General features: G+C 70.9%; 18 protein-coding genes. 12 read left to right on the forward strand and 6 right to left on the reverse strand.

Annotation, left to right across the window (positions count from 1 at the left end):
- Positions 1–109: 109 nt before the first annotated feature.
- The 3 genes from FL311_RS19300 to FL311_RS19310 are packed head-to-tail and all read left to right on the forward strand — an operon-like array spanning position 110 to position 1696.
- Positions 110–334 carry a hypothetical protein gene (locus FL311_RS19300; RefSeq protein WP_141326892.1) on the forward strand — a complete coding sequence of 75 codons (225 nt, stop codon included), beginning with the start codon at positions 110–112 and terminating at the stop codon, positions 332–334.
- A 45-nt stretch (positions 335–379) separates the two neighbouring features.
- A complete protein-coding gene (locus FL311_RS19305) occupies positions 380–1141 on the forward strand; it encodes a hypothetical protein (protein ID WP_141326894.1) in 762 nt (253 codons plus the stop codon).
- Between the two features lie 3 nt (positions 1142–1144).
- Positions 1145–1696, forward strand: coding sequence for a hypothetical protein (locus FL311_RS19310; protein ID WP_141326896.1), 552 nt, complete (start codon positions 1145–1147; stop codon positions 1694–1696).
- A gap of 46 nt (positions 1697–1742) precedes the next feature.
- On the opposite strand, the gene FL311_RS19315 is transcribed toward FL311_RS19310, so the two are convergent.
- From FL311_RS19315 to FL311_RS19335, 5 genes are all read right to left on the reverse strand, one after another.
- A complete protein-coding gene (locus tag FL311_RS19315; protein ID WP_228556962.1) occupies positions 1743–2327 on the reverse strand; it encodes a hypothetical protein in 585 nt (194 codons plus the stop codon).
- Positions 2328–2749: 422 nt separating this feature from the next.
- Positions 2750–3706, reverse strand: coding sequence for a hypothetical protein (locus tag FL311_RS19320; protein ID WP_141326898.1), 957 nt, complete (start codon positions 3704–3706; stop codon positions 2750–2752).
- Between the two features lies 1 nt (position 3707).
- Positions 3708–5243, reverse strand: a complete 1536-nt coding sequence (locus FL311_RS19325; RefSeq protein WP_141326899.1) for a pilus assembly protein — start codon at positions 5241–5243, stop codon at positions 3708–3710.
- A complete protein-coding gene (locus FL311_RS19330; protein WP_141326901.1) occupies positions 5222–6016 on the reverse strand; it encodes a TadE family protein in 795 nt (264 codons plus the stop codon). The genes FL311_RS19325 and FL311_RS19330 overlap by 22 nt, the downstream gene beginning before the upstream one ends.
- Positions 6017–6178: 162 nt before the next feature.
- Positions 6179–9229 carry a helicase-related protein gene (locus FL311_RS19335; protein WP_194869263.1) on the reverse strand — a complete coding sequence of 1017 codons (3051 nt, stop codon included), beginning with the start codon at positions 9227–9229 and terminating at the stop codon, positions 6179–6181.
- Between the two features lie 239 nt (positions 9230–9468).
- Here FL311_RS19335 and FL311_RS19340 point away from each other — a divergent pair, with 239 nt between their 5' ends.
- The 7 genes from FL311_RS19340 (at position 9469) to FL311_RS19370 (ending at position 20063) form a co-directional block, all read left to right on the forward strand.
- The gene (locus FL311_RS19340) at positions 9469–11319 is read left to right on the forward strand and encodes an ATP-binding protein (RefSeq protein ID WP_141326905.1); all 1851 of its coding nucleotides are present in this window, start codon (positions 9469–9471) and stop codon (positions 11317–11319) included.
- A gap of 263 nt (positions 11320–11582) precedes the next feature.
- Positions 11583–13436, forward strand: a complete 1854-nt coding sequence (locus FL311_RS19345) for a cytochrome c3 family protein (RefSeq protein ID WP_141326907.1) — start codon at positions 11583–11585, stop codon at positions 13434–13436.
- Between the two features lie 28 nt (positions 13437–13464).
- Positions 13465–14628: an FIST signal transduction protein gene (locus FL311_RS19350; RefSeq protein ID WP_141326909.1), complete on the forward strand. Its 1164-nt coding sequence runs from the start codon at positions 13465–13467 to the stop codon at positions 14626–14628.
- 3 nt (positions 14629–14631) lie between these two features.
- Entirely contained in the window at positions 14632–17580 is a 2949-nt protein-coding gene (locus FL311_RS19355; RefSeq protein ID WP_141326911.1) for a response regulator, read from the forward strand.
- Positions 17573–17965, forward strand: coding sequence for a response regulator (locus FL311_RS19360; RefSeq protein WP_046710855.1), 393 nt, complete (start codon positions 17573–17575; stop codon positions 17963–17965). The genes FL311_RS19355 and FL311_RS19360 overlap by 8 nt, the downstream gene beginning before the upstream one ends.
- 158 nt (positions 17966–18123) lie before the next feature.
- Positions 18124–19023, forward strand: a complete 900-nt coding sequence (locus FL311_RS19365; RefSeq protein WP_141326913.1) for a tryptophan 2,3-dioxygenase family protein — start codon at positions 18124–18126, stop codon at positions 19021–19023.
- A 17-nt stretch (positions 19024–19040) separates the two neighbouring features.
- Complete coding sequence (locus FL311_RS19370; protein WP_141326915.1) at positions 19041–20063, forward strand: methyltransferase; 1023 nt, start codon at positions 19041–19043, stop codon at positions 20061–20063.
- A 188-nt stretch (positions 20064–20251) separates the two neighbouring features.
- On the opposite strand, the gene FL311_RS46135 is transcribed toward FL311_RS19370, so the two are convergent.
- Positions 20252–20953: a response regulator transcription factor gene (locus tag FL311_RS46135; RefSeq protein WP_305036157.1), complete on the reverse strand. Its 702-nt coding sequence runs from the start codon at positions 20951–20953 to the stop codon at positions 20252–20254.
- A gap of 360 nt (positions 20954–21313) precedes the next feature.
- On the opposite strand from FL311_RS46135, the gene FL311_RS19380 reads away from it, so the two are divergent.
- Positions 21314–22495: a sensor histidine kinase gene (locus FL311_RS19380; protein ID WP_141326917.1), complete on the forward strand. Its 1182-nt coding sequence runs from the start codon at positions 21314–21316 to the stop codon at positions 22493–22495.
- A gap of 203 nt (positions 22496–22698) precedes the next feature.
- Positions 22699–23103, forward strand: coding sequence for a response regulator transcription factor (locus FL311_RS19385; protein ID WP_141326919.1), 405 nt, complete (start codon positions 22699–22701; stop codon positions 23101–23103).
- Positions 23104–23114: the final 11 nt, after the last annotated feature.

A 23114-nucleotide genomic window follows, 5' to 3' on the forward strand; every position in this document is an offset into this window, starting at 1 on the left:
CCTTCAACGTGGGCAGGCGGCCGCGGCCGCCTGCCCACGTTGAAGGGGTGACGGGCGCGTGCGCCAGCCAACACCTGGCGCGCCCGACGCCTGCGCAGCGAGGTCCGCCATGCCCATCCTCATCCCGAAAGAGCCCCTGGAGACGCCCTTCACGCTGCCCGACGAGCGCGCGCCCATCACGGGGGAGCCCGACGAGCACTTCCTCACCGGACAGGTGAGCTGGGACGGCACGCGCCAGCACGGCGGCGGCCACGTCCCGGAGGACTTCGAGTGGACGTCCAACCCGAAGGAGCGCCAGGACGACCTGATGGGCGAGTGGCCCCAGGACTCCTGATGCCGCGTGCGCTCGGCAGCCCGCCGGGGTAAGCGTCCCGCCGCCATGAGCCGCTCCAAGGACCGAGGCAGTGACTTCCAGCGCCAGTTCGAGGGCGCGTCGATGCTGGATGGATTGCTGGAGCTGTCCGGCAGCCCGTACGACACCGCGGAGGTGCTCGCCCGCATGCAGGCGGCGCACGCCAGGGGCCGCTCCCAGGGCGACGTCATCCCCGGGCTCTTCGAGGGCGAGCCGCGCTTCCCGTCGCCGGACATCGCGCGCAAGCTCTACCAGAACCTCCTGGGGCTCTGGGACCTGGTGGTGGAGGGGCGCGGGGTGCGCCTGGAGGACGGGGAGCGGCCGCCCCGGCCGAAGAAGAGCCGTCCCGTCCTTCCCGCGGACTTCCACCCGGGCGAGCCCTCGAGCGAATTCATCGAGGCGGCCTGGCGTTATCTGGAGGATGACGAGAAGGCGCGCACGCGGCTGATGCACGCCTTCGAGAACCGACAGGATGCCCTGCTGGGCGCGCTTGACGCCGCGGGGCTCACGGACGAAGGATACGGGGTCGCCCGCCACCTGCTCTTCGAGCTGTACGCCATGCTGGAGCTGGGTTGGTCGCCGGGAGTCGCTTCGGTGCGCCCGGCGGCGCTGGTGGCGGACACGACGGCTCCACCGGTGCCCGAGTCGCTGCGGACGTACGCGGCCGAGGCGCTCTTCGAGGCGGAGCAGGACGAGGAGCAGCCCCTGACCGCACAGGAGCTGGAGGTGGTGCGCACCCTCGTCCAACGCGGACTCGCGGCGCTCTGGGGCGCACGCAAGGGGAGATGAAGGATGGCCAAGGACAACGACGGCGGCGGCTTCTCCGGGAAGCGCAACAAGACGTGGCGCGAAATCGACGCGGGCCGCGCCAAGGGCAGCAAGTACCACTCGCGCCAGGATGACCCCGCGCAGCAGAAGATTGAACGCAGCGCGAGCTACCAGAAGTACAAGGCCGCCGCGGACGCGCTCTTCACGGGCGGCGAGCTGCCCGAGGGCCTGGCCAAGACGTTCGACCCGGAGGGCAAGCGCAAGGCCCAGAAGCAGGCCATGCAGAAGGTGACGGAGTCCGAGACGCGCGCCGACTGGGTGAAGGCCGTGGTGGACTACCTGGAGAAGTACCCGGAGCTGCCCGAGGACGCGTACTTCCTCGACAGCCTGCTGGACCACCCGCGCGAGCGCATCGTCGACAAGGCGCTGGCCCGGCTGGAGGTGCTGGTGGAGGAGGGCAAGCTGCAGAAGAAGCCGCAGAGCCTGGACCAGCGGCTGAAGTCGGTGGAGCTGACCAGCATGGACCCGGACATGCAGGGCCGCGCCAAGGCGCTGCGCGAGAAGCTGCGCGCCTGAGTCGCACGGGTGGTGTCCGACGGGACGTGGCGCGACGACACGCGCCTCAGGGCCCGTGAAGTCGACCCCGGTGCACGAGCACCACGGAGCGCAGCCCCTTCTCGGCGGGCGCCTGGATGATGCGCAGCTCCTCACCGGGACGGGTGTAGACGGACGTCTCCCCCTCGGCGAGCCGCCAGCCGTCGCGCCCCAACGCCTGGGCGTAGAAGGCGCGCACCTCGGCCTCGGACATGGGGACCTGGAAGGACAGCGTCCTGGAGCTCTCGTCGCTCACGCGCATCACGCCGTGCGCGCCGGGAGGGAGCGTGGCGACGTCACCGGCGAGGCTCGGCTCGCGGGCCAGGGCGTGGTTGGCCTCGCCCAGGTACACGAGCGTGACGCCGCCCTCCTGAGGCTGGAGGATGACGGTGTAGGTGAGCCCCCGGTACATGTCGACGCCGGTGAGCATGGCCGCGCCGCTGGCGAGCTGCGGCTGCTCGGAGCCTGGAGGGACGTGGAGGCCGCCCGCGCGGAAGGCATCCGCGAAGCGCTGCACCAGGTCCTGCGCGGAGTCCTTCACCACCACGGCGCGGAGCACCACGGGTACGCCGTTGGCGTCGAGCACCTCGCTGGCGTCCACCTGTTCCAGCACGCGCAGCGACGGCCACGCGAAGCGTGGTCCGGTGTCCGCGGAGGGGCTCGCGCCGGGCTTCGCGGCGTCGCTCGCGCTTGTGGCACGAGACGCGTTCGATGACGCGGGGCCCGACTTCGCTGCGGGCGTGCCCGCGCGACCTGCGCGTGATGCGCTCGATGGCGCAGTGCTCGGCTTCGCGGTGGCAGTGCTCGCGCCGACGACGCTCGGAGTGCCCGATGGCGCGGTGTTCGGACTCGCACCAGGGCGCGCCAGGTTTGAATCAGGCCGCGCCAGGTCGCTCGCCCGGGCCGCGCGCCGAGACTTCGGCGCCGAGATGACCGTGCTCGGCGAGCCTCGCTTCACGGGCTCCTGCGCGCCCCCTGACGTGCTCGCGGCGACAGGCGCCGTGCCCAGCAGGCACAGGACGGCGAGCACGGACCTCACCGCACCCGCACCCCACCCAGCCACCGGTTCTCCCGGGGAACGTCGTACCGGCGCGCCAGGTTCGAGGCCCGGAACGGCGTCGTCTCCCAGACGGACTGGCCGCCCGCGTGCGTGGCGCCGATGTTCTCCTCGTAGCGGTCCTCCTCGCCCCGGAAGCTCATGAAGAACTGGTCCTCGTTGACCGACTCCGCGCCCACCAGGCCCGCCAGCGCCGAGCCCGCGTTCCCGCCACCGCCGTTGCGCCGGTACACCCGCTCCGCCCAGAGGTAGTAGTCCGGGTTGCCACACACCCTGCCGCTGTTGATGCTCAGCGCGCAGGCCCGTCCCTCCGCCACCGTCGACAGACCCCAGTCGTCCAGGAACACCCCGAACCGCCCCCGGCACTCGCCCGCCGTCGCGCGCCCCGCCGCGCACACGCGGAACGTCGCCGCCGCCGCGCGCTGCGAGGTCTGGAAGAAGCTCGGCTCCATGAAGCGGCCGATGCGCTCGGCGCGAAGCCGCGTGGACGCCGTGCAGCGCATGCCCGGCGACGCCACCCGCATCGTCGCCAGCGGCCCTCCCGCATGCCGCGGCTCCAGCGTGGGGACTCCCGCCGGGAGCTCCGGCTCGCAGTCCACCTGGATGGGCTGCGCGCGAGCGACGGCGAGCTGCACCGGCACCCCACCCGCTCCGTCCATGCGGCTGCGCCCGTCGTAATCCACGTAGCGCCCGTTCGCCTCCGCCAGCGCGCCCGTCACCGCGGAGGGCCGCTGCCACTCCCCCGCCGCCGGGTCGTGCATCACGCGCCCCGTGGCGTTCCAGAGCGCGAAGTTGGCGGCCTCCTGCACCTTCAGCGTCAGCGCGCCCACCTCCGCGAAGTAGATGCCGAACAGGAGGATGGTGACGAACACCATCAACCCCAGCGCCGTCTCGATGAGCGACTGACCTCGTCGTGCCGCGCGTCGCGAGCGCATGTCAGTACCCCGCTCCCCGCCGGCTGCCGCCGCGGTAACCCGCCTCTTCCAGCTCCCGCAGCGTCCGGCCATGCTCCGCGAACCCCGCCGTCTCCAGGCTCTGCGCCGGCCTGTCGTCCACCGCGCCCTCGGCGCTCACCAGCGTGGCGCGCCAGAAGGGGTTGAGGAAGTTGGGCGGCTCGCGCCAGCCTCCCCCCTGCGCCGCCGCGCGCGGCCGGTGGTAGTAGACGATGCCCGCCGACAGCGCGACCTGGTTGCGCTGCACGCTCTCACGCCCCGTCGGCCGCGAGCGCCCCAGCGGAATCGAGAGGTCGAACTCCGTCGTGTTCTCCTCCGAGAACTTGAAGCGGAAGAACAGGTTCCACGGGTCCGGGTTCCTGCGGCGCGCGTCACTGCCGTAATCGCGATGCAGCACCGAGTACAGCTTCGGCTGCGCGTAGTGGTTGCTCGGCCCGCGCCACATCTCGTCCACGTTGTAGCTCATGGCGAACGGCCAGATGCCCGGGCACGACACGCACGCGCCCAGCGTGTGCCGCTCGTAGAGGGGCTCACCCGCCTCGGGCGACTGCCCCGGCGGCAGGCGCAGGCCGTACACGTGCTGGTCCTGCGGCGTCTGCTGCTCGTCGGACATCACCCACGCATCCGTCACTGGCACCGGCGCGGGCGGCGCGTTGCTCGCGCACTGCGTGGGGACGATGGCCGTCCCGTGGTCATGGCCCGTGGCGTTGCGCCCCGACACCGTGTTGTAGGTCGAAGGGTCCATCTCCGCGGCGGAGCCGTAGCGACGGAAGGCCGTGGAGCGCGCCGCGCCGCCCGTGCCGAACCCCGCGCTGCCGGTGGGCCGGTTGTGCACCCACGTCCAGCCCAGGCTGCCCATGGTGGCGTTCAGGTGCGCGCGCGAGGCGCCGCCCACCGGGCACACCGCGCCGCCGCCACAGGCGCCGCCGCCTCGCCGCACGGCGTCCATCAGCGGCCCGTGGCGAGGCACGTCCTCGGAGCCGTTGAGCTCCAGGAAGCTCTTGGCCGCGCCGTCCGCCGTCGCCTCCAGCTCCGGGTTGGCGCCCCGGGCGATGCGCACCGCGAGCTTCTGTCCGGCGATGTGCTCGGTGAGCAGGTGCGCATAGATTTCCAGCCCCGCGCGGTACAGGTTGCCCGCCTTGCCCTGGGCCAGCTTCGTCTGCGTGGCGGCGTCCTTGTCCCGCGCCTCCCACTCCGTCACGGTGTACTTGGGCGCGCAGACCATGTGGGCCGCGTACACCTGGCTGCTGCGGCTGATGAGCGCCTGGGTGCCGGCCATGGCCACCATGTGCGCCACCTGCGCGCGGTTCATCACGGAGATGGCGTTGAACGTGCGCGCCGCGGCCACCGCCTGGCTGTAGGCCGCCGCGTCCGCCGCCATCTGGATTTCGACGCGCTCCTTGGCGCGCATGCCGAAGCCCAGCGTCATCAGCACCATCAACGCGAGGAGCAGCAGCGTCAGCGCGAAGAGGACGAGCGCCTGACCGCGCGGAGCACTCAGAAGCCGGTGACGGGACATTCGGCGCCTCGCGGGAAGTTCTGGGCCATCACCGGCGTCATCATCCGCATCGCCGCGTGGACCTGGATGGGGAACACGAAGTGGCCCTGCCGGCTCCACGCCACCATGCGCTCGTCGAGCGCGCCACCGGGCCAGTCATCCGGCCCCAGGGGCGGCGCCTCGTCGTTCCACCACTCCGACTGCTTCTGCGCCGGCATCAGCGGGTTGGTGGCGGTGTAGCGACGCAGACCGAAGTGGGCCAGGAACATCCGGCTCATCACCCAGTTCGCGAAGGGGATGCGCATGTAGTACCAGGCCACCATGCGGATCTCCAACGTGCGGTTGTCGAGCGCCGCGTCGCTGTCCGTGGACTGGTCGAACAGCAGGTCCTCGTTGAAGGCGAGCGACTGCACCCACGCGACGTCCGGCGAGTCGCGGACGATCTCCACCATGGGGCCCCGGAACAGGTTCCCGTAGGAGCTGGTCACCCGGTACTCGTTGTCCCGCCGCACCCGGAACGCGTCCGCCAGCGCGCGCGGGCTGTCCGTGCGCACCACCGACGGCAGCATCGTCACCATCGCCGCGTGCATCATCGGCAGGCAGTCCGCGTGGTTGAGGCTGCCAGCCCGCACCGCCCGGTACACCGCCACCTGCGCCAGGATTCGCGCCTGCAGCATCATGAAGAGCTGCAGCGTCCCCAACACCAGGAACACCACCAGCGGGAGCGTCAGCGCCGCTTCCACCGCTGCCTGTCCGGACTGCCTGGATGTGGGTGAAATGGCGCGGGGAAGCATACACCTTCCAATTCCCTGAATCTTGTTGATTGAGGAATCGGTCAACTGGACCGTAGCCAAATTCGGTACCCAGCCCCACTGTCCACGACACAGTGGGACTGTCCGCGCGAGCCTCCGACACCTCGCGTCACAGGCGCAAGACCCTGCCCTGCCCCGCACGTCTCAGCGGTTGAGAATGAAACCGCAAGCCGAGTCGAGTGTCACCTTCGCGTCACGCAGGGCGTGGAGCAGACGCTCGTAGTGCGCGTGCTCGGCGCCCAGCTGGGTGGCGAGGGCGTCATCCGACAGGCCCTGGTGGTCCAGGGACAGGCGCAGGCGCTCCAGGCCGGCGTCGCGCTCGGCCTCGATGGCCTCGCGGGCGGCGGTGGTGAGCTTCTTGAGCGCGGCCTCGGCGGCCTTCTGGCCCACGGGGACCGCGGCGTCGAGGAAGGCGTCGAAGCCCGGGAAGGCGCGCGACACCTCGTCGCCCTTGAGCGTCTTGCCCTCGCTCTCCAGCGCGGGGAGCACCGCGTCGTCGGCCCTGGGGCCGGACGCGCCGCCGTCCACCACGGCCACGTGGACCAGGGTGCGCTCCAGGAAGCGCGCCAGCTGACGGCTGGGCACGCGCGCGCCGGGCGAGGTGTCCTCCGGCTCCGGCAGCTGCAGGTGGTAGAGCAGCTCCACGCCGCGCGCCTTCTGGGGCCCGCGCTTCTCGATGAAGCGGAACGCGCTGCGGCCATAGGGACCGTCGCGCAGGAAGCCGAACAGCGCCTCCACCAGCGGGTGGCCGGTGGCGAAGTACTCCAGCTCCTCGGCCTCCACCGCGGTGTCGCGCCAGAAGGTGCCCAGCTGCGTGCGGTCCTCCAGCACGTCCAGCCCCGGCAGGCCGTCCACCTTCAGCGCGTGGCCGAACTGGAACGCCACCTGGAAGGCCTCCACCTGCTCGTCGGTGTCCACGCCGATGCCCACCCGGCGCGCCAGCTCCGTGACGGTCTCCTCCAGCCGCTCGTCCAGGTCCCGCGCGACACCCCACAGGCCGTCCTCCAGCCCGGGCGCCTCGCCGTCGTCCTCGTCGGACTCGATGCCCATGCGCTCCTGGGCCTTCTTCACCAGGCGCTCCACCGCGGGGCGGTCGAAGCTGCGCACGTCCAGGAGCGGATCATACGCGCGCTTCACCTGCTCGCGCGCCGACTCCACCTTGGCCTTGAGCTCGCCCGCATAGGCCACGCGCGCCTCGCGCGGCAGCAGCGCCAGCTCCGCCAGCCGGTCCTCCACCTCCTCCAGCACCGCGTCCAGGCCGCCCACCGTCTCGCCGAACACGCCCACCGCGTCCGCCAGCAGCGTCAGCACGTCCGACGCCAGCGTGCCCGCCACGTCGAAGACGTGGATCTCCACCGGGTGCGTCTGGCCGATGCGGTCCAGCCGGCCGATGCGCTGCTCCACCGTCGCCGGGCTCCAGGGCAAATCGTAGTGCACCAGGTGGTGCGCGAACTGGAAGTTGCGGCCCTCGCCGCCCACCTCCGTGCAGAGCAGCACCTTGGGGCCCTCCGGATCCCTGAAGCGCGCCACCTGCCGGTCCCGCTCCACCAGCGGCAAATCTCCGTGGTAGCCCAGCGCCTCCACGTTCTCGCGCGACAGCTCCGACTGGAGCATCTCCAGCGTGTCGCGGCTCTCGGTGAAGACGAGCACCTTCGCGGAGGGCTCCGCCTTCCACACGCCGCGCAGCACGCCCACGAAGGCGCTGAACTTCGCGTCGCGCGACGGCAGCTTCAGCACGTCCGCCTTCGCCTTGAGCACCGGGTTGGACTTCACCGCGCCGGAGAACGCCGCGGAGCTGGACTCCAGCCGGCGCAGCACGTTGCCCAGGGGCGCGCCCCTCAACGTGCCCTGCGCCAGCACCTCCAGCGCCGCGTCGCGGACCTTCAGCTCCTCGGCGGGCAGCGCCACCGGGTGCCGGTGCAGTCTGCGCGTGGAGAAACCACCCACCACCGCACGACGGTTACGCACCAGCGTGTCGCTGAGACTGTACGTCTCCGCCAGGTGCTGCAGCAGCGCGTCCGGTTCCTTCAGCGTCTTGAGCCGCGCGTCCTCGGGGAAGCGCTGGGCCAGGGCCTTCACCGCCGCCGTGGCCTGGGCCTTGCCGCCCTCGCGCAGCGCGCGCACCGCGGTGGACAGCTCCTCCTGGCGCGCGAGCCGCTCCTCGAAGCCCTTCACCGACGGGGCCGTGGCCGCGTCGATGAGCGTGAGCAGCCCGTGGTACTCGGCCGGGTCCAGCTGCATGGGCGTCGCGGTGAGCAGCAAGAGGCCCCAGGAGTTCTTCGCCAGCACGGAGGCGGCCTCGAAGGCGCGCTCGCCCTTCAGGTGGTGCGCCTCGTCGATGATGACCAGGTCCCAGAACGCGTCCTCGCCCGCGAGCTCCTGGCGGTGCTCCTCGCTGCGCGACAGCAGCTCCAGGCTGGTCACCACCAGCGGGAATCTCGCCCAGGGCGACACCCCCGGGGCCTCCTTGAGGGACTGCGCGTAGCGGTCCGAGTCCATCAGCGTGAAGAGCTGGTTGAACTTGTGGAACAGCTCCACCAGCCACTGCACGGTGAGGTGGCTGGGCGCCACCACCAGACAGCGCCGCACCAGGCCCGACAGCCGCAGCGCGCTGAACACCATGCCCGCTTCAATCGTCTTGCCCAGGCCCACCTCGTCGGCCAGCACGAAGCGCGGACGTCGGGCGGACAACACCCGCTGCACCACGCCCACCTGGTGGGGCTTCACCATGACGCGGCTGGCGAGCAGCGCGCCCAGCGCGTCACACCGCCGCTCGTCGTCCAGCACCAGCGCCTGCTTGCGCAGCGTGAAGGCGCGCGCGTCCCCCACCCGGCCCTCGCGAAGTGTCGACAACAGGTCCGAGCGCGGCGGCAGCGCGCGCACCTCGGACTCCGGCAGCTCGTCCTCCTCGCCCGTGTCCGCGTACCTCAACACGTAGCGCCGCAGGCCCCGCGCTCCGGGCTCCTCGGCCACCACCAGGGCCAGCCGCCCCTTGTACGTCACCACCGGTTCGCCGCGCGGCAGCGGGTAGGACACCAGGGCGCCGCCCTTGGTGGACACCAGCACCGGAGCATCCTCCCGTGCGGGGAAGACGACGAGCGCCTTGGCTCCGTCCTCCTGGAGGGACAGCAGGTGACCCACACCCCATTCGGGCTGGGGGAGATAGCGGACCTTCAGACCTTCGACGAGAGACATAGGCGGTGTGGACAGACGCGAGACGAATGAGGGGGGGTAGCCTCATAACCCCGCGCCCTGGCGATGGCCATTCCAGATGGGGAGTCCTTCCACCCAGGGAGTGTCAGCAACCTCCCTGGGGTGACTCAGACTTTGTCCAACCGGGCAATTTTCCGCTGTCCGCGCATCGGGGATGCTGTCCATCACCTTCCTGATGCGGGCCGGTTGCGGGCTTTCGCCAGGAGCGGGGGGAGCCTCACATGATGCGACGTTGGACGTTCGCCCAGCGGGTGGGTGCGGGGGTGTCCGCTTGCATGCTCGCCGGCCTGTTGTTGTTCGCGACGCTCCTGTCCGTCGTGCACGGACTGTTCACCCATGAGGAGGTCTCCCGCCTGGCCTTGCGACAGGCGCTGCTCGCGGGCTTCGTGGGGCTGGCCGGCGTGGGCGCGCTGGGGCTGGTGCTGAGCCACCTCCTGGCGCCGCTGCACGCGCGCCACGAGCACAGCGAGCAGCGCCTGGGCCTGCTCATGGAGGCGGTGACGGACTACGCCTTGTGCTTCCTGGATTCGCGCGGCCGGGTGACGGCCTGGAACGCCGGCGCGCAGCGGCTGACGGGCTGGGCCGCCGAGGACGTGGCGGGCTGTGCCTTGGAGCGGCTGCACCCCGAGGACGCCGTGGCCGCGGGCCTGCCTCGCGCCCAGCTGGAGCGCGCCCGACGCGAGGGGCGCCTGTTGTCCGAGGGCTGGCGCGTGCGGCGCGACGGCACGCGCTTCTGGGCGGAGACGCTGCTGACCGCGCTGTCGGACTCGCGCGGGCGGCTGCGCGGCTTCGCGGAGGTGACGCGCGACATCACCGAGCGGCGCCGCATGGAGCGCGCCCAGGCGCTCTTCGCCGAGGCGGGCCGCGTGCTGCAGCCCTTGTCCGGCGCGCGCGAGGTGGGCGAGGCCCTCACGCGCCTGTGCGTGCCCGAGGTCGCCGACGCGTGCATCCTCTTCCTCCCCTCCGCCGACGGCCGCGTGCGGCCCCAGGCCGTGGCGTGCGCGGACGACCAGGCCGCCAGCCGCCTGTGGGAGCCGCTCCTGCGCTGCCCCGACGCGGACGAGGTGGGCCCCCGCCACGTGGTGTGCACCGGCCGCGCGGAGCTCCTCTCGGAGGTGGAAGCGGAGCACCTGCCCGTGGCGCTCGAGGGCAGCGCCCACGGCGAGCTCTTGCGCGTGCTGGGCGTCACCTCCTCGCTCACCGTGCCGCTGGCGGTGGGCTCGCGCGTGCTCGGCGCGCTGTGCCTGCTGTCCACCGGCGCGCGGCGCTATGGCGAGGTGGACCGCGCCTTCATGGAGGAGCTGGCGGCCCGGGCCGCGCTCGCGCTGGACAACGCGCGCCTGCTCTCCGAGGCCCAGGGCGCGCTGGAGCTCATCGGCGTGGCCGCGCATGACCTGGGCAACCCGCTGTCGTCACTCCAGCTGCGCCTCAGGCGCCTTCGCCTCTTGGAGGTGAACGCGCACGAGCCCCGGCTGCGCGAGGGCCTGGTGGGCGTGGAGGGTGAGGCCCGGCGCATGGGCCGGCTGCTCCACAACCTGCTGGACCTGTCGAGCCTGTCCGCGGGCCCCATGACGCTGGACCGCGAGCAGATGGACCTGGCCGCGCTGACCAGGGAGGTGGCCGAGCGCCACGCGGAGCAGGCCGCCGCCGCCGGCTGCGCGCTCACCGTGCGCGTGCAGGAGCAGGACACCACCGGCTCGTGGGACCGGCTGCGCCTGGACCGCGTCCTCACCAACCTGGTCAACAACGCCCTCAAGTTCGGCCACGGCCACCCCGTGGAAATCAGTGTCCACGCCGACGCCTCCCACGCGCGCGTCACCGTCAAGGACGCGGGCCTGGGCATCGCCCCCGGGGACCAGCAGCGCCTGTTCCATCGCTTCGAGCGCGTCCACGGCGACGGCCGGCGCCCCCCCGGCACCGGCCTGGGCCTCTACATCGTCCAGCAGCTGGTCCAGGCCCATGGCGGCTCCATCCACGTCCGGAGCCGAATCGGGGAAGGCGCGGAATTCACTGTCGAACTTCCCCGTGCCCTGCAGGGCAGGGCTCACATCCCCCTGCAAGCGACCGCTTGAGTCGGTTCAGCCCGCAGCGTATTGAGGAAATCCGAACATTTGGAGGCTTCCGGGATTTAAAGAGGGCGGATTATTTTCCCAGAAGTTGAAGGCGTCTGTTCAGTCCAGATATTCTTCGTACGGCTAAAAAGGCTCGAACCGGGGAAACCCGGAAACGGGAGAGATCCGGCCCCCCTCGCCCCATGCGGGCGAAGGGCTACAGGGTCCGCTGGCCGGGGCGCCAATGGTGGTGCCCTCAACCACAAGTACGAGGAGAGTCACCCATGGGTGGACTTGGAGCACCCTGGTCCCAGCGCGAAGCGTGTACGCACCGCTCGCTCGGTTACCCCACGGCCCGCCAGACGTTGGCGTGGGCCCTGGTGACGGGGTTGCTGGTGGCCTGCGGCGGACCGGAAGACGCGTCCCTGGACGAGGCGGCGCTGGCGCCGGAGGCTGGAGAGACCGCGTCGGAGTCCCAGGAGCTGTTCGGTTGGCCGTGGCCGCCTTTGCCCAAGCCGGTGGGGCTGGCGCTCGAGGTGGACAACGGCAAGGGGCAGCTCTTGCGCGTGCGCGCGGGCTCGAGCTTCTACATCAACCAGATCGACCTGCGCGCCTCGGTGCTGTCCAACCGCGACACGGGGCTCGCCGCGCTGAAGACGCAGAGCGACTTCGCGGGGCTGGGCTGGTCGGGCCTCAAGGCCGTGGACGAGGAGCCGGTGCTGCTGGGCAGCCCGGGGGCCTTCACCCGTCGGCGCTTCTACCGGGGCGCGGCGTGGATGGACGTGCCGAGCATCTTCACGGTGGAGCCCGTGGACTCGCGCGGCCGGCTCACGGGCCTGCCCGTGGTGCTCAACATCGGCTCGGAGGACTCGCGACGCGAGCGCACCGACGACTTCTTCATCCGCCGGCTGCGCGCCATCCAGTCCATCACCGACTGCCAGTCCCCCACCAACTGCACGGGCGCCCGGAAGTTCGAGGAGGAGGCGCTGGTGGAGGTGCGCAACGCGTACGAGCACGCCAAGGCGAAGGCCTTCACGCTCACCAACACCACCACCGCGCTGCGGCTGCGCTGGAGCCTGCGCCCCTTCACGCCCTACATCATCCCCGTGGAGCAGGTGCGCGACGCCGACTACGCCTATGGCTTCGGCATCGACGTGAAGGCGCTCACCCCGCCGCGCCGCGATGGCACCTATGCCCCAGGGTCCGAAATCACCTTCCAGGTCACCCTGAAGGACGGGGCGGGCAACAGACTGCACCCCGAAGGCAGTCTGCCGTCCTACAATGAGGTCGCGCCGGACGGAAACGCGGCGGGCATCCAGTACTATCGGGCCTTCTTCGATGCGACGACGACGTACTACCGGCGCAAGCACCGGGAGCGGATGTTGATGTCCCAAATCATCGGGCCCGCGCAGAACATCCAGCCCATCCGCAGCGTCATCGCGCTGGAGGCCTTCCTGGACCCGGAGGTGGACGAGCAGGTGGTCGCCACCGAGGCGCGCGACGGCGTGTACTCGCAGTTCGCCATCCTCCCGTTCGCCAACATCGTCTTCCGCGGCGCCTTCTTCCCGGAGGAGGGCCTGTGGGACCGGCCCAACACGGACAAGTGGCAGTACAAGATTCCCGCCGACGCCACGCCCGGCACCTACCTGGTGACGGTGAAGGGCCGCCGCACGTACCTGGGCGAGGACCTGCCCGGCTCGCGGACGATTGAAATCCAGGTGGGCACCCCGCGCCGCACCGAGGCGAGGCTCACCACGGGCCCGTGCAACAGCTGCCACAGCGAGGGCGGAGAGCTGTCCCAGGTGCTCCACGGCAACGACAACCGCGCCGCGTGCTCGGGCTGCCACGCGCCCCTGGGCTTCGAGCTGGAGGGGCCCGTCTTCGTGCGCACGCACTTCATCCACTCGCGCTCCAACCGCTTCGACAAGCCGCTGGAGCAGTGCTCCTCCTGCCACCTGACGAAGCAGAGCATCCAGCGCACGAGCAAGGCCGCGTGCCTGTCGTGCCACAAGAGCTACCCGAAGAGCCACGAGGCCCAGTTCGGGGAGATTGAGAGCATGTACGTCGGCGGAGGACCCGAGTCCTTCCAGCAGTGCACCGGCGCCTGTCATACCCAGCACCCGCGCAGCGGCCTGTAGCCGCCGCCAGACACCTCGGAGGTCCTCCATGGCCCAAGTGAAGATGCAGACGGCTCGAACCACGCTGACGGAGCCGGCCGCGGCCGCGGAGGACCTCTTGAGCCAGCTGGGCAGCGTCAAGCCCGTGCTGGTGACGATGTTCGCCTCGCGCAACCGGGACCAGCACGCGCTCAACCGCGCGGTGCGCGAGCGGCTCCCCCCGGGCACGCGCCTCATCGGCGCGACGACGGCGGGCGAGCTGGACAACACCGGCATCCACGAGGGCAGCGTGGTGCTGTCCGCGCTCTCCGGCGACGTGGAGGTGGGACTGGGGCTGGGCACGCAGCTGTCGGTGGACGCCATCACCGCCGGGCAGAACGCCATCAAGCGCGCGTGCGAGGACCTGGGCGTGCGCCAGCAGGACCTGGACCCCAGGCGGTACGTGGGCCTCGTCATCGACGATGGCTTTCGTTACAAGAAAGAAGAGCTGCTGCTGGGCATCCTGGAGCGCAGCCAGACGCTGGTGCTGGTGGGCGGCGGGGCCAGCGACGACAACCGCGACCCGGCCAAGCAGTCCGCGCTGGTGCACGTGGACGGCGAGGTGGCCACCGACGCGGTGCTGGTGGCGCTGTTCCGCACCAGCGCCCCCTGGGCGGCCCTGCGCTCGCACTGGTACGTGCCCACCGGGGAGAAGCTCACCATCACCAAGGTGGACGAGAGCCACACCCGCGCGCTGGAAATCGACGGGCACCCGGCCGCCAGGCGCTACGCTGAAATCCTGGGCGTCAAGGACGTGAAGGATTTGGAGTTCGGCACGCCCGAGGGCTTCGCGGTGCGCCCCACCGCGCTGCGCGTGGGCCGCGAGTACTTCATCCGCGCCGCGTGGCGGCCCCAGGAGGACGGCTCCATCCTCTTCGCCAACCTGCTGGAGGAGGGCACGGAGCTGGAGCTGATGAAGCTGGGGGACATGGCGGGCATGACGCGCGGCTTCTTCACCGACGAGATGCCCCGCCGGGTGCAGAACCCCCAGGCCGCTCTCCTGTTCCACTGCGGCGGGCGCATGTGGTACGCGCATGCGACCAACAGCGTGGCCCAGCTCGCGGAGACCCTGAAGGCCGCACCCACCGCCGCTGGGATGAACGTGCACTTCGAAATCTATTCAGGGTTCCACATCAACACCACGTTGACCGCGCTGGTGTTCGGGGCGAACTGAGTCATGGCCACCTCCCTCCCCCCTTCCGTCCCCGTGGCGGACGCCACGTCCCTGCTGCTCGTCGCCAGTGAGCGCGAGTGTCAGCGCGTGGAAGAGGCGCTCGGGCACGCGGGTGTCGTCGCCCACGTCGAGCGCGCCACCAGCGCCTCCGCCCTGGAGGCCGCGCTCGCCCGCCCCTGGTCGCTCGTCGTGTGTGGCTCGGAGCTGCCCGGCCTGGGCTTCGCCGAGGCGCAAGCCCTGTGGCGCAAGCACTCGCGCGAGCTGCCGTTCGTCGTCGTGTCCCGCGAGTGGAGCGACGAGCTGCTGGAGGCGAGCACCCGCGCGGGCGCCCGCGACTACGTCAGCGAGGACCGCTTCAACCGGCTGGGGCACGTGCTGCGGCGCGAGCTGCCGCTGGCCGGGGACCGGCTGCGCCATGACGCCACCCAGGAGCAGCTGCATCACGCCAACTGGATATTGGGCAACATCATCGACGCCCTGCCCTTCGTCCTCTTCGTGAAGGACGCGGCGACGCGGCGGCTGGTGGTGGCGAACAAGACGTTCGCGGACGCGTTCGGCGTCACCAAGGAGTGGCTGCTCGGCAAGCTGGACCACGACTACTTCCCGAAGGAGCAGGCCGACTCGTTCATCGCCATCGACTCGGACATCCTCGCGTCCAAGAAGATGCGCTCGTTCGAGGAGGTGGCGCGCGCCGGCGGCGTGGACCGCATCTTCGCCACGCGCAAGCTGCCGCTGCTCGACGCCTCCGGCGAGGCCCGCTACGTGCTGGGCGTCACCGAGGACATCACCGAGCGCAAGCAGAACGAGGAGATGCTGCGCGCGTCCAAGGCGGAGCTGGAGGCGGCCAACAAGCAGCTGGCCGCGAGCCTGGAGGAGATCAAGCGCACGCGCGCGGTGTCCGCCCGCTCGCTGGCGTCCTATCAGCAGCGCGCGCTGCAGATGGAGATCATCCGCCAGCAGAACGAGGACCTGGACCGGCTGGCCCAGGAGCTGGCGGTGGCCAAGCGCAACGAGGAGGAGCGCGCCCGCGAGGCCGAGGCCGCCGCCCGCCTCAAGAGCGAGTTCCTGGCCAACTTCAGCCATGAAATCCGCACGCCGCTCAACGGCATCATCGGCTACTGCGACCTGCTCATGCGCGAGGAGGGCTCGCGGCTGACGGCCCACGGCCGCAGGGACCTCAACGTCGTCAAGACGAACGCCAAGACGCTCTTGGCGCTCATCAACGACATCCTGGACCTGTCCAAGATTGAGTCGGGCAAGGTGGACGTCGTCACGGAGCCCGTGGACGTGCGCGAGCTGGCCGAGGAGTGCATGGCCACCGTGAAGGAGTACCTCAAGGGCAAGGACGTGGCCCTCACGGTGCACGTGGACGCGGCGGTCGAGACCCTGCGCACCGACGCGCTGAAGCTGCGGCAGATCATGCTCAACCTGTTGAGCAACGCCGCCAAGTTCACCGAGACGGGCGAGGTGGCGCTGAGCCTGGTCCCCAACGGGGACGAGGTGGTGATGATTGTCGAGGACACCGGCGTGGGCATCCCCGCCGACCAGCTCCCCTTCATCTTCGAGAAGTTCCGCCAGGTGGACGGCTCCACCACGCGCAAGGTGGGCGGCACGGGCCTGGGGCTCGCCATCGTGCGCGAGCTGTCGCGCGTCTTGGGCGGCACCGTCTCCGTGACGTCCACGCTGGGCCGCGGCACCACCTTCACGGTGCGCCTGCCCAACACCACGGACGCGGCGACGGGCGCGCAGGCCGCGCAGCCCTCCGAGCGCGGCGTGCCCGTGGCGGAGGTGGCCAGCCACGTGGGCGCGCTCGCGCAGCCGGGCAGCACCGTGCTGGTGGTGGATGATGATCCGCTCATCCAGCAGCTGGTGACGGGCCAGCTGGAGCCCGTGGGCTTCAAGGTGGTGGTGGCCGAGGACGGCATCATCGCGCTCAAGCGGGCCCGGGAGCTCAAGCCCCAGGCCATCCTGCTGGACATCCACCTGCCCAAGCTGGACGGGTGGAGCGTGCTCAGCCAGCTCAAGAGCGAGCCGGCGCTCGCGGGCATCCCCGTCATCCTCATCTCCGTGGAGGAGCAGCGCTCGCGCGGCTTCTCGCTGGGCGCGTGCGAGTACCTGGTCAAACCCGTGGAGCCCGAGCGGCTGGTGGAGGTGGTGCAGCGCAGCCTGGCCCAGTCGCTGGGCTCGTCCGCCGGGGTGGGCGAAGTGCTGGTGGTGGACGACGACTCCGCCACGCGCGAGCTGGTCAGCCGCAACCTGCGCCGCGCGGGCTTCAGCACCGCCGAGGCCCGGAGCGGCGAGGACGCGCTGCTCAAGGCGCGCGTGTCCCCGCCGTCGCTCGTCGTGTTGGACTTGATGATGCCCAACCTGGACGGCTTCGAGGTGCTCCGGCGCCTGCGCGCCGAGAAGCTCCAGGTGCCCGTGGTGGTGCTCACCGGCAAGTCGCTCACCCACGAGGAGGAGGCGCTGCTGCGCGACGGCTTCGCCGGCTTCGTGAAGAAGGGCGGCCACGCGCTCGAGGACGTCATCGCCCAGGCCAAGGGCCTGCTGCTCTCCCAGCGCGCCGCGTCCGCGGGGCGGCTGCCGCGCATCCTGTACGTGGAGGACAGTGCCCAGAATCGGGACATCGTCCGGCGCTACCTGGGGGGACTGTTCGAAGTCATCGAAGCGGAGGACGGAGAGCACGGCCTGGAGCGCGCCACGCGCGACAATCCGGACCTCATCCTGATGGACCTGTCCCTACCGCGGTTGGATGGTTGGGAGGCAACACGTCGCTTGCGTGCGGTACCCTCCGTGGCCAACGTGCCCGTCATCGCGGTGACGGCTCACGCGGGGCGTGAATATCAGGACAAGGCGCACGCGGCCGGTTGCACCGCGTACCTCACCAAGCCCCTTGATCGTGACCAGTTGCTCGAGATGATCCGCAAGCATCTAGGGAGAAGCCATGGCTGAAGAAAAAGCACGCGTCCTGGTGGTGGACGATGACCCGGACCTGCTCGACCTCGTGCAGCGCTCGCTGAGCGCGTATGGCTTCGAGGTGCTCACCCACACCTCGGCTTTGGGTGTGTCCAACCTGGTGAGCCAGTCGGAGCCGGACTTCGTGCTCATCGACGTGAACTTCCCCGCCCTCAAGGGCGACAAGGTCGTCAACCTGGCGCGCCAGTACGCGTCCGCCAAGACGAAGTTCATCCTCTACTCGGCCTCCGACGAGTCGAAGCTGCGCTCGCTCGCGCTGGCGTCCGGCGCGGACGGCTACATCTCCAAGAGCGTCCAGGGGGAGGAGCTGGCCAACCGGCTGCGCACCTTCCGCCTCAAGCCGCGCCCGCCTTCACCCTGAAGCCCTCACCGCCGCGCCTCGTGCCCGAAAGGGCCTTGGCGCGGCGCCCACCCGCAGCAGCAGCACCGTCGTCGTCGCGAGCCTCTGGCCGTCACCGTCGGGCACGTCTGCTTCGCTCTCCGCCCCTGAATGCCCAATTCTCCCCTCCGGAGGGGTCCATGCACACGTTCAACGATTACAGTCCTGCGGAAAAGTTACGACAAGAACTGGCTGAGCCGCTGTTCAACCCCCTGTTGAAGAAGTGGGTGGGGAAGGGGGAGCTGGACTACGAGGTCTATCTGAAGACGCAGCAGCTGTTGTCGCTGCAGGCGTCGGAGGAGGAGCGCGTCTCGCACGACGAGCTGATGTTCCAGGTGGTGCACCAGGCGCAGGAGCTGTGGCTGAAGCTGGGCTCGCGCGAGGCGGTGGAGGTGGTGGCGGAGCTGGACCGGGACGCCCTGTGGGCCGCGTCCGCCAGGCTGGAGCGGCTGGTGCGAATCCTCCGGAGCCTGGAGGCGGAGCTGGGGGTGATGGAGACGATGACGCCGGACACCTATCAGGTCATCCGCCGCAGCCTGGGCAACGGCAGCGGCCAGGAGTCGCCGGGCTACAACATGCTGCGCAAGGCGTCGGAGGGACTGGAGGCCGCGCTGGAGCGGCTGCTCGCGCGGCGCTCGCGCACGCTCCTGGAGGTGTACTCGGGCGGCGGGCCGGACGACCTGAAGCGGCTGTGCGAGCAGTTGGTGGACGTGGACGAGGCCTTCCAGGGCTGGCTGTACCGACACTTCCAGTTGGTGCGGCGCACCATCGGCGTGGACCGCTCGGTGAAGGCGCTGGACGGGCTGCCCACGCAGGTGCTCGCGGGGCGGATGACGCTGCCCCTGTTCCGTCAGCTCTGGGACGTGCGCGTGGAGCTGACGGCCGGCTGGCGCCGGGAGGGAGGCCATTCCCCGGGCGCGCGCCGTGACGGCTGCATGGAGGGCGCGATGAGCGCGGCGGCCTACGCGGCGCCCGCCAGGACGGGCGGCGGGTGCCCGGTGGCGCACGCGGGCTTCACGCCCACCCGGGGCGAGTCGTGACGTCGAGGGCGGGCGGAGTGGAGCGCTCGCCTCGCGCGCTGCTGCACCTGCTCTACAACGGCGCCAAGGCGGTGGACGTGCTGACGGCGTCGCTGGAGCTGGGGCTGCTCGAGTCGCTGGAGGGCCCCGAGCCCATCACCCTGGCCCAGCTGGCCGCGAGGCATGGCCTGGTGCCGGGCCGGCTCTACAAGCTGCTCGACTGTCTGGAGAGCCTGGGCCTGGTGACGCGCGAGCAGGACACGGACGCGCTCGCGTCCGCGCGCTACCACGCGGTGGAGGGCCTGCGCGACGCGGCCCTCGCGGTGCTGGGGCCCGACGGCCGGGAGACGGACCGCGAGAAGTTCGCCTGGCGCACCCTGCACGGCCGGCTGCCGGAGGTGCTGCGCGGGCACCACTCCATCGCCCCCGCGGACTTCGACTGGCCCCTGCGCACCCCCGAACAGCTGGAGGGCTTCGAGACGAGCATGGCGGCGGGGCTGCCGCCCATCCTCGAGGCGCTGCGCCTGCACGCGCCCGCGCTGTGGAGGGACGGCCAGCGCGTGCTCGACGTGGGCGGCGGCGACGGCAGCCTCGCGGCGCACCTGTCGCGAGAGCACCCGGGCTTGAAGGTGGATGTCTTCAACCTGCCGGCGACGCTCGCGCTGGTGGAGCGCACGCGCGAGCGCTTCGGCCTGTCCGCCTCGCGCCTGGGCTTCGTGGCCGGGGACTTCCTGAAGGAGCCGCTGCCCGAGGGCTACGACGTGATGAGCTTCGTGCGCGTGCTGCACGACTGGGCGCCGCAGACGGCGCAGGCGCTCTTGCAGGCGGCGTGGGCGGCGCTGCCCTCGGGCGGGCGCGTCATCATCTGCGAGGAGTTCCGCACCCCGGAGCGCCTGGCCGCGCAGTTCTTCTGGACCTACTTCCTCATCGGCGTGGACTCGTGCGTCAGCCGGCTGCGCGAGGTGGAGCTCTACGAGCGGATGCTCGCGCAGGCGGGCTTCCACCACGTGCGCGTGCTGCCCGGCGGCCCCTTCGAGCTGGTGACGGCCCAGAAGCCCTGACGCCGTGCAGCGTCGACAGTGAACGGGCCAGGGCAGCCGCTGCGTTCGGAGCTGCCCTGGCCCGCCGGGGACGGTGACGCGAAGACCCGCGCGCGGGGGTTTTCGGGAGTGGAGCGCCACGGGTCCACCCACCCTCTCATGCGCCCGCGCCCGCGCCCATTGCCTGCAAGTGCTGACGCACCGCGGTCTCAGATGCCTGCCGGGCGCTGAACGCCCAGCTGCAGCGCGAGCACCGCCAGCTGCGTGCGGTTCTCCGAGCCAATCTTCTTGTAGATGCTGGTGATGTGCGCCTTCACCGTGCGCTCGGTGATGCTCAGGCACGCGGCAATCTTGAGGTTGTCCGCGCCCGCGGCCACGTACCCCAGCACCTCGCGCTCGCGCGGCGTGAGCAGCCCCAGCTCCGCGCCGCCCGTCGGCACCTCGTGCTGCATCATGAAACCCGGCAGCGACGGCACCCACGACAGCCCGGGCGGCATCAGCCGCTCCCCGCGCGCCACGCGCGTCACCGCCTCCACCACCTCCGCGCAGCCCACGTTGTGCTTCCACAGGTAGCCCGCGGCGCCCGCCTGCAGGCACTGCTCCACCACCTCCGGCTCGTGGTGGCTCGACAACACCAGGGACCGCACCGACGGATAGAAGTCATGCAGGCACTGCAGCGCCGTCATCCCCGTCGTCGTCCCGTCCTGGTCCGGCGGCTCCAGCTTCAGGTCCAACACCGCCACGTGCGGCATCTGCTCGCGCACCCGCGCCAGGAAGGGTGGCGTCTGGGAGCAGCGCGCCACCACGTCCATGCCCGCGCTCTCGAGGACCAATACCAGACTCTCCCTGAAGACCTGCTGGTCCTCCAGGAGCGCCACCCGGATTCTCTCATTGGAAATGTCTGTCGTCATCATCACTCCAGATGCGATGAGAGCCCTCGGGATTCACTTCCGACGAGAGCCCTTCCGCGACCTTGTTCATCAGGCGATGTTCAAAAGTTGTTCAAGGACTGTTCAAGGTAGGCCATTCACTGGCGTGCGGAGCCTCCATCCAGGGATGCTGTCCATGTCGGGCACCCTTCCGTATGTCAGTCTTTCGCAGCCGGCGCACGGGGGAATGGCAGCACAGTCCACACCATACATACCCGTGCGGGCTGGGGCTCCGTGAGGGCGGGGGACCCTCCCTTGCCGCGTGCCGCGCCCTGGGTTACAGCTCAACGCATGTCACCCGCGTCGTCGACCGAGCATGAGCTGGCGGCCCTCCTCGAAAAGGTGAACAAGACACACGGGCCCGACTTCGAGGACGAGCCGCTGACGCCCTCCCGACACTCGTGGGCCCTGGAAGGCATTGCAGGCGCGGTGGCCCTGCTCCGGGGTGACGCGGTGCTCTATGTCAACCTGCGCTGGCAATCCCTCACACTGGCCCGGGGACCCTGGAGGCGTTTGACAGAGCGTGGACAGGAGGAGGGGCCCGCACTGCTCACGCTGCGCAGCGTCGTGGCCGCGGAGGTGCGGGCGCTGGAGTCGGCGCCGGAGGAATTGGCCCGCGTCTCGCGCTACACCTACGCGGGGGGGCATCAGCAATTGGAGGTGGGCGTCCGGCATGTCCGCGCGGACCTGACGCCCCGGGTCGTCCTGGTGCTCGCCCGGGACATCACCGAGCAGGCGCGCCAGGAGGAGGCGCTGGAGAAGGAGCGCCGCGCCCTGGCGGAGCGCGAGCACCTGCGCATGCTCAGCGAGCAGGCCTCGGGAATCGCGCATGACTTGAGCAGCCTGCTGGTGGCCATGAAGCTGCGGCTGGAGCTGCTCCAGACCCGCCCTGGCAAGCAGGGTGAGCAGGAGACGCCGGCCCACGTGGACACGCTGTTGCGAATCGTGGCGGACGCGACGACGCGGCTGTCGCGGCTGCGCGACTTCGCGCGGCAGAAGCCCGAGTCCCCGGTGGAGCCGGTGCAGCTGGCCGACGTGGTGCGTGACGCGGTGGAGATCGCCCGGGGGGAGCTGGAGTCGCGGGCCGCGCGCGAGGGGCTGAGCCTGCACCTGGACGTGGACGTGCCCCGGATGCCGCTGGTGGAGAGCTCCGCGGCGGACCTGCGCTGTGTGTTCCTCAACCTGCTGCGCAACGGCCGCGACGCCATGCCCCGGGGCGGCACCCTGCGCGTGCGCGGCCACCAGACGCCGGCGGGCCAGGTCGTCATCACCGTGGAGGACGAGGGCACGGGCATCCCCGAGCAGCACCTGCTCTCCATCTTCCAGCCCTTCTTCACCACCAAGGGCCAGCACGGCACGGGCCTGGGCCTCTCCATGGCGCACGAGGTGGTGACGCGGGCACGCGGCACCCTGGTCGCGTCCAACCGCCCGGAGGGTGGCGCCGTCTTCACCCTCACCCTCCCCTCGCTCAGGCGGACGGCCACGGGCTGGGGCGGCCGGGCCTCCGAGTACCGCTCCGGCTGAGACACGGGGCCCCCGCCGGGGTGGACGGGGCGGGTGGAGGTACACCCGGTCCACCCACCACGTCCTGTCACGGCGGCGCGAAGGGCGACTTCGCGAGGGCGCAAGGGGGCGACAGCCGGCCCTCGGCTAGGTGATAATCCGTAGGCCACCCGGCCTGGTGGCGACATCCGGTGGGCGTCGGGCGCCCATGAGGGGGAGGAGTCATGTCGGAGATGAAAATCCGAGTGCTGGTGGTGGATGACGACCAGGAGCAGCTCACGCTCGCGGAGCGCTCGCTGTCGGCGTACGGGTTCGATGTGCGCACCCACCGCTCCTCGTTGGGCGTGTCCAACCTGGTGCGCACGACGATGCCGGACCTGGTGCTGCTGGACGTGAACATCCCGGCCCTCACCGGTGACAAGGTGCTGACGCTGGCGCGGGGGCAGGCCCCGGTGGGCACACGCTTCGTGCTCTTCTCCGCGTCGGACGAGTCGCAGCTGCGCAAGCTGGCGCTGGAGTCGGGCGCGGACGGCTACATCACCAAGAGCACCCAGGGCGAGGAGCTGGCGCGGAGGCTCCACGCCATCCACGCCAAGGGCCGCGGCCAGGCGGCCTCGTCCGCGCCGTAGCACGCGCGCGG

This window comes from Myxococcus sp. AB025B, from assembly GCF_006518215.1.
In the GTDB taxonomy this organism is placed as follows: Bacteria; Myxococcota; Myxococcia; order Myxococcales; family Myxococcaceae; genus Myxococcus; species Myxococcus fulvus.

Excerpts from the sequence above, each read along its gene's own strand:
- FL311_RS19345 (WP_141326907.1), top strand. The coding sequence starts at position 11,583 with ATGGGTGGACTTGGAGCACCCTGGTCCCAGCGCGAAGCGTGTACGCAC.
- FL311_RS19350 (WP_141326909.1), top strand. The coding sequence starts at position 13,465 with ATGGCCCAAGTGAAGATGCAGACGGCTCGAACCACGCTGACGGAGCCG.
- FL311_RS19320 (WP_141326898.1), bottom strand. The coding sequence starts at position 3,706 with ATGCGCTCGCGACGCGCGGCACGACGAGGTCAGTCGCTCATCGAGACG.
- FL311_RS19300 (WP_141326892.1), top strand. The coding sequence starts at position 110 with ATGCCCATCCTCATCCCGAAAGAGCCCCTGGAGACGCCCTTCACGCTG.
- FL311_RS19310 (WP_141326896.1), top strand. The coding sequence starts at position 1,145 with ATGGCCAAGGACAACGACGGCGGCGGCTTCTCCGGGAAGCGCAACAAG.
- FL311_RS19335 (WP_194869263.1), bottom strand. The coding sequence starts at position 9,229 with ATGTCTCTCGTCGAAGGTCTGAAGGTCCGCTATCTCCCCCAGCCCGAA.
- FL311_RS19305 (WP_141326894.1), top strand. The coding sequence starts at position 380 with ATGAGCCGCTCCAAGGACCGAGGCAGTGACTTCCAGCGCCAGTTCGAG.
- FL311_RS19360 (WP_046710855.1), top strand. The coding sequence starts at position 17,573 with ATGGCTGAAGAAAAAGCACGCGTCCTGGTGGTGGACGATGACCCGGAC.
- FL311_RS19340 (WP_141326905.1), top strand. The coding sequence starts at position 9,469 with ATGATGCGACGTTGGACGTTCGCCCAGCGGGTGGGTGCGGGGGTGTCC.
- FL311_RS19330 (WP_141326901.1), bottom strand. The coding sequence starts at position 6,016 with ATGCTTCCCCGCGCCATTTCACCCACATCCAGGCAGTCCGGACAGGCA.
- FL311_RS19385 (WP_141326919.1), top strand. The coding sequence starts at position 22,699 with ATGTCGGAGATGAAAATCCGAGTGCTGGTGGTGGATGACGACCAGGAG.
- FL311_RS19325 (WP_141326899.1), bottom strand. The coding sequence starts at position 5,243 with ATGTCCCGTCACCGGCTTCTGAGTGCTCCGCGCGGTCAGGCGCTCGTC.
- FL311_RS19355 (WP_141326911.1), top strand. The coding sequence starts at position 14,632 with ATGGCCACCTCCCTCCCCCCTTCCGTCCCCGTGGCGGACGCCACGTCC.
- FL311_RS46135 (WP_305036157.1), bottom strand. The coding sequence starts at position 20,953 with ATGACGACAGACATTTCCAATGAGAGAATCCGGGTGGCGCTCCTGGAG.
- FL311_RS19365 (WP_141326913.1), top strand. The coding sequence starts at position 18,124 with ATGCACACGTTCAACGATTACAGTCCTGCGGAAAAGTTACGACAAGAA.